General features: G+C 61.4%; 12 protein-coding genes. 6 read left to right on the forward strand and 6 right to left on the reverse strand.

Annotation, left to right across the window (positions count from 1 at the left end; genetic code table 11):
• Window positions 1–239 precede the first annotated feature (239 nt).
• Window positions 240–1,217, reverse strand: coding sequence for an HNH endonuclease (locus AC1DO7_RS36660; RefSeq protein WP_477117250.1), 978 nt, complete (start codon window positions 1,215–1,217; stop codon window positions 240–242).
• Here AC1DO7_RS36660 and tnpA point away from each other — a divergent pair.
• Genes tnpA through AC1DO7_RS36675 form a run of 3 tightly spaced genes read left to right on the forward strand, consistent with a single transcriptional unit; the run spans window position 1,144 to window position 3,392 of the window.
• A complete protein-coding gene (gene tnpA, locus AC1DO7_RS36665) occupies window positions 1,144–1,464 on the forward strand; it encodes an IS66-like element accessory protein TnpA (RefSeq protein WP_477117251.1) in 321 nt (106 codons plus the stop codon). The two genes, AC1DO7_RS36660 and tnpA, sit on opposite strands and share 74 nt — an antisense overlap.
• Window positions 1,461–1,808 carry an IS66 family insertion sequence element accessory protein TnpB gene (gene tnpB / locus AC1DO7_RS36670; RefSeq protein ID WP_011154074.1) on the forward strand — a complete coding sequence of 116 codons (348 nt, stop codon included), beginning with the start codon at window positions 1,461–1,463 and terminating at the stop codon, window positions 1,806–1,808. The genes tnpA and tnpB overlap by 4 nt, the downstream gene beginning before the upstream one ends.
• 30 nt (window positions 1,809–1,838) lie before the next feature.
• The gene (locus AC1DO7_RS36675; protein WP_477117252.1) at window positions 1,839–3,392 is read left to right on the forward strand and encodes an IS66-like element IS883 family transposase; all 1,554 of its coding nucleotides are present in this window, start codon (window positions 1,839–1,841) and stop codon (window positions 3,390–3,392) included.
• 629 nt (window positions 3,393–4,021) lie between these two features.
• Here AC1DO7_RS36675 and AC1DO7_RS36680 read toward each other — a convergent pair.
• The gene (locus AC1DO7_RS36680) at window positions 4,022–4,267 is read right to left on the reverse strand and encodes a hypothetical protein (RefSeq protein WP_477117253.1); all 246 of its coding nucleotides are present in this window, start codon (window positions 4,265–4,267) and stop codon (window positions 4,022–4,024) included.
• Between the two features lie 161 nt (window positions 4,268–4,428).
• On the reverse strand, window positions 4,429–4,710 hold the full coding sequence (locus AC1DO7_RS36685) for a hypothetical protein (protein WP_477117254.1): 282 nt from the start codon (window positions 4,708–4,710) through the stop codon (window positions 4,429–4,431).
• Window positions 4,711–5,173: 463 nt separating this feature from the next.
• On the opposite strand from AC1DO7_RS36685, the gene AC1DO7_RS36690 reads away from it, so the two are divergent.
• From AC1DO7_RS36690 to AC1DO7_RS36700, 3 genes are all read left to right on the forward strand, one after another.
• On the forward strand, window positions 5,174–5,479 hold the full coding sequence (locus AC1DO7_RS36690; RefSeq protein WP_477117255.1) for a DUF1484 family protein: 306 nt from the start codon (window positions 5,174–5,176) through the stop codon (window positions 5,477–5,479).
• Between the two features lie 347 nt (window positions 5,480–5,826).
• A complete protein-coding gene (locus AC1DO7_RS36695) occupies window positions 5,827–6,780 on the forward strand; it encodes a M35 family metalloendopeptidase (protein ID WP_477117256.1) in 954 nt (317 codons plus the stop codon).
• Complete coding sequence (locus AC1DO7_RS36700; protein WP_477117257.1) at window positions 6,773–7,207, forward strand: hypothetical protein; 435 nt, start codon at window positions 6,773–6,775, stop codon at window positions 7,205–7,207. Before AC1DO7_RS36695 ends, AC1DO7_RS36700 begins: the two co-directional genes overlap by 8 nt.
• A 99-nt stretch (window positions 7,208–7,306) precedes the next feature.
• Here AC1DO7_RS36700 and AC1DO7_RS36705 read toward each other — a convergent pair whose 3' ends face one another.
• From AC1DO7_RS36705 to cynS, 3 genes are all read right to left on the reverse strand, one after another.
• Window positions 7,307–7,858 (reverse strand): hypothetical protein, encoded by a 552-nt coding sequence (locus tag AC1DO7_RS36705; protein WP_477117258.1) that lies wholly within the window; start codon window positions 7,856–7,858, stop codon window positions 7,307–7,309.
• A 343-nt stretch (window positions 7,859–8,201) separates the two neighbouring features.
• Window positions 8,202–8,408 (reverse strand): hypothetical protein, encoded by a 207-nt coding sequence (locus AC1DO7_RS36710; RefSeq protein ID WP_477117259.1) that lies wholly within the window; start codon window positions 8,406–8,408, stop codon window positions 8,202–8,204.
• Window positions 8,409–8,509: 101 nt separating this feature from the next.
• The coding region (gene cynS / locus AC1DO7_RS36715) for a cyanase (RefSeq protein WP_477117260.1) at window positions 8,510–8,758 on the reverse strand (249 nt) is incomplete at its 5' end.

The following is an 8,758-nucleotide window of genomic DNA, read 5'->3' on the forward strand; positions in this document are numbered from 1 at the left end:
GTGGTGGTGACCAAAGCTTTGGGACGTGAAGTCTGCGTCGTGGGCGGCTAATACGGCACTTTGCATCAACCCGGCATAGGAACCCCGGGATCGAAAGAGAAGTAGCGGGCGAGAGGTCGCAGAGGGTGACGGGGCCGGAACTCAGGTATGGCTGGAGGCACATCAGTCGTGCCGGCGAAGGCGGCGCTCCCATCCGCGTGCAACATCGTTCTTGGGCTGGCAAGCTCTCACGAGGGTGCCTATTGCGCGCTCTCCTTAGCCGCAATCGCCTCCATTAGCTCCAAGTTCTTCTGATGCCCCCCACGCCCATGATGAATGTGCCGATGGCACGTCGGGCATATCGCCGCAACATGACTTGGATGATCAAGACCGCCATCCGAAACGCGCGTCGTGTGATGCGGTTCCAGATACGGAGACCCATCCTTCCGCTGAAACGCCGCCGGCTGGAGACACGACTCGCATTTCCCGGCTGCACGCAGCAGAACGTAGTCCTTCACTTGCTTGCTGCGTTGATACAGTCGCCGCAGTGCGGTCTTTCCCGTTGCCACTTGTGAGTCGTGAAGCGCCTCCATGGCTCGCCGCCGTGCCTCTTCCAAACTGGCTGGCGCTGGCTCAGTGGCATCGTCGTCGAACGACGCACTGCACTCATCGTCCAGGAGTGCCACAGGGACAAGTTGGAAGACGATCACATCGCGCTGCTGCCCGTGCTTATCGGGGCCGCGACGAATCGAGTGTCCAGCATAGGCGTACTCGCCAATGTATTCCTGCCCCTTGCCTTTGCCGAGTGATTTGAATAAATGGAGCGCTCGCCCATCCTCCGCGTGCTCGCGGATGGCTAGGTTGCCACGGGTGAACGTCATATCGCCGACTTGGCCCTCACCGGTGTAGGAGAAGACGCCAAGTTCATCTCCGCCGTCAACATAGCCATACTGCTCTCCGCTATCGCCCGTGAAGATGAAGATGGCTCGAACCGTGCTCGAATGGTAAGCGAGTCGCCAGCACCGTCTGTACCGTTCAGTAGAGTGGCGCCAAAGTAGTTCCCACCAAATAGTGATGGGAACTACTTTGTCACAGTCACAGGATGAACCAGTCGCCGGCAGTCGCAAAGGCCGGCCGAACCACAGCGAGGAATTCAAGCGGCGGTTGGCAGCCGCTGCGTGTGAGCCGGGTGTCTCGGTATCGAAATTGGCGCGCGAGCACGGCATCAACGCGAACATGCTGTTCACCTGGCGCCGACGCTATCGAATGGAGCAGCGCCAGGAAGCCGCGGTGTTGTTGCCGGTGACCGTTGAACACCCAAGCTCGCCACCCGGTCCGATGCCAATGAGTCCGGCCGCTGCGGTTTGCGAGCCGACGCCGCCGCACGGCGCCATTGAGATCCGTTTGGGCCGAGCGGTGATTCGCATTGAAGGGGCAGTCGACCTGGCCACGTTGCGTACCGTACTGGACCGTTTGACGCCATGATCGGGTTGCCGGCGGGAACACGCATCTGGATCGCCGCAGGCGTGACCGACATGCGCTGCGGATTCAACGGGCTCGCAGCGAAGGTGGAGGCGACTCTGCAGGAGAGCCCGTTCTCCGGCCATGTCTTCGTCTTCCGCGGCAGGCGCGGCAACGTCATCAAGGTATTGTGGTCAACGGGCGATGGGCTTTGCTTGCTCTCGAAGCGCCTGGAGCGTGGACGTTTCGTCTGGCCGCAGGCCGACAGCGGCAAGATCCACCTGACGCAAGCGCAGTTGTCGATGCTGCTGGAGGGGATCAACTGGAAGCAGCCCGAGCGCACCTGGCCGCCACTGTCGGTGTTGTAAACCTTGTGGCATGTGCGTAAACTGCCGCGCATGCCAATCGACCCCAGCGATCTCCCCGACGACATTGAGGCCCTGAAGGCCTTGGTGTTGGCACAGCGGGAATCGATCGCACTCATGGAACGGGCCTTGGCGGTCCGCTCCATGGAGATCGAGCAGCTAAATCTGCAGATCTCAAAGCTGAGGCGGATGCAGTTTGGCCAGAAGTCCGAGAAGCTGGATCGACAGATTGAACAGCTCGAGACCCGACTGGAAGATCTGCTGGCCGAGGAAGGTGCGGCCGAAACCGAAGCCGATCCGCAGGCTACCCCTCCTGTCCGGAAGAAAGCGGTACGCAAGCCGTTGCCGGAACACTTGGAGCGGGAGGATCGCATTCTCGAGCCCGAGACCGAAGCCTGTCCAGAGTGCGGCGGTAAGCTCAAGCCGCTGGGCGAGGACATCTCGGAGCAACTCGATATCATCAGCAGTTCATTCAGGGTGATTCGGCAGGTGCGGCGCAAGAAGGCCTGCGCCTGTTGTGATTGCATCGTCCAGGCTGCGGCGCCAAGCCGGCCGATTGAGCGCGGCATTGCCACGGCGGGGCTGCACGCTCACATACTGGTTGCCAAATACGCTGATCATCAACCGCTGTACCGCCAAGCCGCTATCTATGCCCGGCAGGGCGTGGAGCTGGACCGCACGACCATGGCTCGCGGTGTCGGCGCTTGCGGTGCGCTGGTACGCCCCCTGGTCGAGGCTTTGCACCGATACGTGATGATGCCCGGCAAGGTGCACGCGGACGACACGCCGCTGCCGGTACTTGCGCCAGGTAAGGGGCAGACCAAGACGGGAAGACTATGGGCCTACGTGCGGGACGATCGCGCATCGGGTTCGGATGCTGCGCCTGCGGCCTGGTTCGCCTACACACCAAATCGCCAGGGCCAACATCCCCAAGCGCATCTGGCCGGCTTCCGCGGCATCTTGCAGGCAGACGCGTATGCGGGCTTCAACGCAGTTTTTACCGATGGCAGTGTGCGCGAAGCAGCTTGTATGGCCCACGCGCGCCGTAAGGTGCACGATCTGYATGTCCGCAAGGCAACGCCGACCACAACGGAGGCGTTACGCCGGATCGGCGAGCTCTATGCCATCGAAGCGGAAATCCGGGGTAAGCCACCTGCCGTGCGTCAACAGGTGCGGCAGCAAAGATCCCGGCCCATACTGGACAGCTTCGAAGTGTGGTTGCGAGAGCGGCTATTGACGCTCTCGACGCAGTCGGAAACGACCAAAGCCATCAACTACATGCTGAACCAGTGGCAAGCGCTAATCTACTACTGTGATGATGGCCTGGCAGAGATAGACAACAACATCGCGGAGAATGCGCTGCGCGGTGTCGCGTTGGGTCGGAAGAATTTTTTATTCGCCGGCGCTGACAGTGGCGGAGAGCGCGCGGCCGCAATGTACTCGCTCATCGGGTCCTGCAAACTCAACGGCATCGATCCCGAGGCCTATCTGCGTCACGTCTTGGCCCGCATCGCCGATCATCCCGTCAATCGGATCGACGAACTTCTGCCGTGGAACGTCGCCGCTCAACTGGCGTTGCAAGCCTAAAGCAGCACCATTCCTGTCTCGTCGTCAACCACGGTGCTGGCGATCCGCTTACCTCGAATGCGCTATGCCACTCTGATCGTTGCCGCCGAAGGGCGGATGGATGTCAGTCCGCCTGTTGTAGATCTTGCCGAGCGAGAAGCTCGGCGGCTCGGCCGGTTGCTTGCGCTCGTTCGAGAGTCGCACAGCGTTGAATCCGCGTTCCTGAATGCTCAACTTCTCGCCCCTTCTTGCCCGATCTATGGCACGCGTATGCGTACTCGTTCTCTTGCTCGTCAGTATGTCGATAGGAAATGTCCTATGCAACATTCACACAAGCTGAACATCTAAATTCCCTGCGCCAGGGCCATTGTCCGGGGGTAGAGCAAGCAGTTCGACGAATTCAGCCCAGAGGGCGGAGGCCGCTTCTCGGAGGATGCGAGAAACCCGGGTGATCACTGCATCGGTGGCCTAGGCAGAGGCCGGACGCCGCAGAGCAATTTTTGAGAAGGCAAGCCCAGCGGCCTCTATCGATGGCTGAACTGGTTCGCTGGCGGGTGTTGGACTTTGGCGGGCGTGGGTGGCCCTGGTGATTGGGCTAGGTCAACCGCGTGCAGGCGCTGTGCTGACGCTGGCATTGCGTTCACCGGCGCTTACCTCCGATCGTCGCGGCACATAGCCGAGCAACAGGCGACGCAGAGGCGCGGCAGCATGCGGCCGGGGTAGACGCGTCGCGCCTTGTGCAGGCCGTGGATCATGCCGCGGATTTCCGCCGGGTCGGGGTGGCCGATGGTGGCCCGCAGGGCGGCGGGTTTTACCAGTTTGAACTGCTTGTGGGTGCGGCGTTTCGGACGCGCGGCCACATGGTCGAGGAAACCGGCCGCACGCCGTGGCACCAAGCTGCCCGCGTTGCGGGAGACCGATGCTCAAGCGTATTGCAAAGCGGGGGCCAAATGCAGGAAGGAGGTGCGTTCTGGGGCCGGTCAATATTCCCGGGCTGCCGGGGTGTTCGAGACTCGCAATAACTGCGTAGGTCGGGGATTTTCCCCTACCTCACCAACTATCCTTCTGGCCCCCTAACCTTCTTCAGATCACGTGCTATCCGCTCAAGAATCGGCGACGTGTGGCCGTGCTCCGCATCGGTTCGCCCGGTGACCAGCCAGTACGCATACTGCGGCCAAATCTCCGCCATCTTCTCGATCATTTCCTGCGTGAATCGCTGCTGCCCCCGGCATGCGTTCTTCCAACTGTCCGCCTTGATCCCGGTCAGGTCTTCCATGTGCTTGTAGCGGCGATGACCCTCCGCCACGAAATCTATCAGTTCCTCGACGCGATCACGCATTTCAATTAGGACAAATTATCCTTGTAAGGTACATTGGTGCGTATGCCGTCGCTGGCTGTCGCGGGTACGTGCCGCATGGCAGGTAGCGAGGGCCCGCAGAAAACCTCTTCCGTACCGGCGAGGCGGATCCGTTCGCGCACGACCAGAGGCGCCCGGCCGGCACCGCCGCCAAAATCTCGGACACATGTCTAGGGCAAGCGTCAGGCCAGAGCTTGACGGATGCAGCGCAGGCGTTAGCAATGCCAGTCACGTTGCCAGGGCAGACAAAAGTCGCATTATGGCTCATGCCTCAGCCTCTTACGGAGATTGCTTGGTCGCGGACCCTCCATACATCGCACTTGCAAACGTACTGTGCTGCACGCGCTTTATCGCGCTCGTCATCCGAAGCAGCGAGAGCGCGGATCGTTGACACCTCGTCCACCACATGGACGTCTCAATCGACCCTACCTGCCAAGGAGCCATCATGACTGCCCGCCAACGTCGTCCTCGTACTGCAGCCGAAGCCAGAAATGCTGCAATGGAAGCCAAGCTAGTCGCAGATCCGATGCCGCCAGAAAGTGACGCCACGTTCGGCGCTGAGTGGAACTATAAAACCATCCAGCAGAGTTGCGACGACCTGATACGCGTCAGCGCCGGCTTGGACTCTCTGCTGACGCTGCTGGAATTGCAGGCGGGCGAGCATGCCGCCAGCAATGGCCTGCATGCCCTGCTTGCCCCGCTAAAGCAGCAGCTGGACCAGGCAGTCAACCGGGTGCAGGCATTGTGCTGACCCAGGGGGGGGAAGATCATCGGCACCCGTCAATGACCTTCGCAATGACCAACGCCCTCGTTGGTCACCTCTATAGATTGGGGAGGCGAGCCACATAGGCCAGAGGTCCGCGTCAGTCACGTCCGATCCTTGCCAAAGGATAGCTATCCCGGATCGGCGGTGCGCATATGGTGCCCGCCCCACTGCCGGCCTTCTCGACACAATTGACGCAACTCAATTCCCGCCCTCAACAAGACGTTTCTTCGCATTCCTGCAGACCTCTCTCGATCTCAACTGGCCGATCCGCTGGAACACTGCACGGCGGTTCGATCACTTTGGGTCTCATCCACCTGACAACGGAGAAAGGCATGACGGATATGCGAGAGGCATTGAAGCATGGCGACAAGACAAGTACAGACGGGACGCTGATTTCCACAGTGATCGGCTTCGCGCATCACGGTGTCAGTGTGGCAGCGGAGGGAGACCACGCTACCTGTCCGGCATGCAACGTGGGCGGCCCGGTGATGAACGACGCCCTTCCGCATTTCACGCTCATGGATGGAAGGCGAATCCTAGTGCGGGGAGCAAGGGTGATGTGTCGGTGCGCGATAAAACCAGTCGTCGTCCCGTCACAGCAGGACTTCCTCATTGAGGTGAACTGGACAGGACACCTCCACCAGCCTTCATCCGCCCCAGGCACTTACGTGCCGGTCGCTGCAGAAAAGCTGACCGAGAAGCCGGGCAAGGTCGTGGACGATGCGACGCGGATCTGCCCGAACGTGAGCAATGGGGAGTTTCGCAGTGCCATCCTCTCGCTTCGAGTCAAGGCGATTTCATGCTGCATCAAGAGGTTGGTGGAGCTTCGTCGGTGGAACGATGCAGATCGAGCGCGAGTTGAGACTTGGTTTGGCACCTCTGAGGACAAGGTCCGCCAGTGTCTGCTTGAGGGAATTCCTCGCATCGAGTCGATCCTCAGGGAGCTGACCGCGGATAACTTCGTCCGCTATTCCGACGAGATGATGGAGTACATCGGATGCACGCCAAAAACTCGCAACAATCCACGGGTCGCAGCCGCAGTTTGTGCTCCAGATACGAAGACCCACACCATCGCCATTGCACTGAAATTCTGCGACCTATCGCCCTACTCTCACCTCATCGATTCGCAGTTGCTAACGCTTGTACATGAGGTTTCGCACTTCCAGGATGCCATGGCGACTAAGGATCATTTTTACCAGCTGTTTGTTGTCAAGCAGGAGGCTGCGGCAAAGAATCCGCAGTGTATTGAGAATGCTGATAGCGTGGCCGGCTATGTCATTGTCTAAGATATTCCGCAGCATTGCTGCTGTCGCCGCGATCCTCGCGCAGCCCGCCTTGGCGTGCAGCTTTGACATCTCCTTCAACAGCAATTTCGAGCGCGGCGCGGATCGTCTGCCAGCGTCGGAGGTGCGCAGACTGGCGGAGTGGATGATCGACGAACCGGCGGCCTATGAGAACAAGCAGGGCTTCCATATTGCGGTGTATGAGGCCCCGACCGCCGGCATCAGCCATGCTTTTGCACGCAAGCGCGTGTCTCACATGGAACAGTTGCTGACGACATTTGGTGTGCCGGCGAGCATGATCTCTGTGGAAATTGCCCGTTACCAGCCAGGAAGATCAGCGGAGCCGCCGGACTTTGCGCACATCAACTTCATGCCGGGTTGCCCGCACCCTTGCTGCCCGGGGCCGCAGCCGATCGACCGGGGGCGATAGATGCAAGCGATTTAACTCGTCAAGCCTGTCGAAGCGGAGTTCACGCCATGAACCCGGCCATGGCTCCACCCCTCACCCACCCGTACGGTCCGCGGCACATCACGCAAGCGCACCGTCCGTAAACACATCCGGGCTACCGGCCCGCGCGCCCTCCGAGAACGGATCGCGCTTGCCGTTGTTGGCGCCATCGGTAAAGGGGTCGCGCTGGTCGATGCGTGCGCCGTCGGTGAACGGATCACGCTTGCCGATGTGCGAAGCGCTGGCAACGACCTGCTGCGCCGCGCCGCTGTATGCGCCTTCCGAGAACGCGTCGCGCTTGCCGTTGTTGGCGCCGTCGGTAAAGGGATCGCGCTGGTCGATGCGTGCGCCGTCGGTGAACGGGTCGCGCTTGCCGATGTGCGAAGCGCTGGCAACGATCTGCTGCGCGGCGCTGCTGTATGCGCCATCGGAGAACGCATCGCGCTTGCCGTTGTTGGCGCCGTCGGTATAGGGATCGCGCGCGTCGTTGCGTGCAACGGATACGTTGTAGCGATACCCATGTTCCACGCCCACATCGGCGGCAAAAGCCGCGTGCATTCCGCCAGCGGCGGCGGCGAAGGCGACGATGGAAACAAGGCGCTTGGCGAGGGTGGTGACGTTGGTGGTGTTCATGATGAAGCTCCAGGGTGATGTATCGGGCTGCGGCGGCGTTGTTTAGTCGCGGCCGCGTTGCGTCGCTGGCGGGACCATCTGGTCTTTGCTGCCACCGCCGCGCTACAGGAAGCATTTAAGGTGACCGATGTATCCGGCCCGTAGTGACTTGGCACCCTGGCGGTGAGCGTGCGTATCGCATCGGGCCGCTGATACAGACGGATACCAAGTCGGCTGTCGCGGCGGCGCGGCAAGCGGCGCCCGGTCTACATGGCGGATCGGGGAATGTGTTGTGAACGGTGCTTCGTCAGGGCGCGGTGCGCACGCCCTCGCGATGGACCGCTGCGTCGCCCACGTACGTATGTCACCGGCGCCCGCCGTCCGCGCGTGGCGCGCAGAACGCATGATTGGCGGGGTGCTGCGCGAGGCAGGACGAGGGCTCCGGGTTCTGGCGCTGCGCCCGCGCTTGCGCGCGCGCCCGCTCGATCACGGTCCAGTCCGGGCCGGCAAATGCCGGCCATGCCGACAGGATCGTGGTGACGCTGAACAGGGTGAGGAGAATCTGCTTCATGGCTGGCAACTTCATTTGATGCGAGGTGGTCCGGCGGGCGYCGCCGGGGGCGGTGGACGGATGCCGCTTGYGCMGCGGCCATCCCGCCACCGGCGTGCCGTTCAGAACGGCTTGGTCGGCAGGTACTTGCCRTCGAGCGTGATGACCGCGCGCTGGCCGCCTTCGGGGTCGTCCACTTTCTTGATGTCGAGCTTGAAGTTGATSGCGCTGATGATGCCGTCGCCAAACTGCTCGTGCACCAGCGCCTTGAGCGTGGAGCCGTAGATCTGCACGATCTCGTAGAAGCGGTAGATGGTCGGGTCGGTCGGCACGCCGCCGGGGATGCTGCCGCGCACGGGGACGGTCTGCAG

Source organism: Cupriavidus sp. 05N40, assembly GCF_056397305.1.

What these genes read in the sequence shown, in the direction of transcription:
- AC1DO7_RS36660 (WP_477117250.1), bottom strand. Translation starts at nt 1,217, where the DNA reads ATGTTCGCGTTGATGCCGTGCTCGCGCGCCAATTTCGATACCGAGACA.
- tnpB (WP_011154074.1), top strand. Translation starts at nt 1,461, where the DNA reads ATGATCGGGTTGCCGGCGGGAACACGCATCTGGATCGCCGCAGGCGTG.
- AC1DO7_RS36685 (WP_477117254.1), bottom strand. Translation starts at nt 4,710, where the DNA reads ATGCGTGATCGCGTCGAGGAACTGATAGATTTCGTGGCGGAGGGTCAT.
- AC1DO7_RS36690 (WP_477117255.1), top strand. Translation starts at nt 5,174, where the DNA reads ATGACTGCCCGCCAACGTCGTCCTCGTACTGCAGCCGAAGCCAGAAAT.
- AC1DO7_RS36695 (WP_477117256.1), top strand. Translation starts at nt 5,827, where the DNA reads ATGACGGATATGCGAGAGGCATTGAAGCATGGCGACAAGACAAGTACA.
- AC1DO7_RS36705 (WP_477117258.1), bottom strand. Translation starts at nt 7,858, where the DNA reads ATGAACACCACCAACGTCACCACCCTCGCCAAGCGCCTTGTTTCCATC.
- AC1DO7_RS36710 (WP_477117259.1), bottom strand. Translation starts at nt 8,408, where the DNA reads ATGAAGCAGATTCTCCTCACCCTGTTCAGCGTCACCACGATCCTGTCG.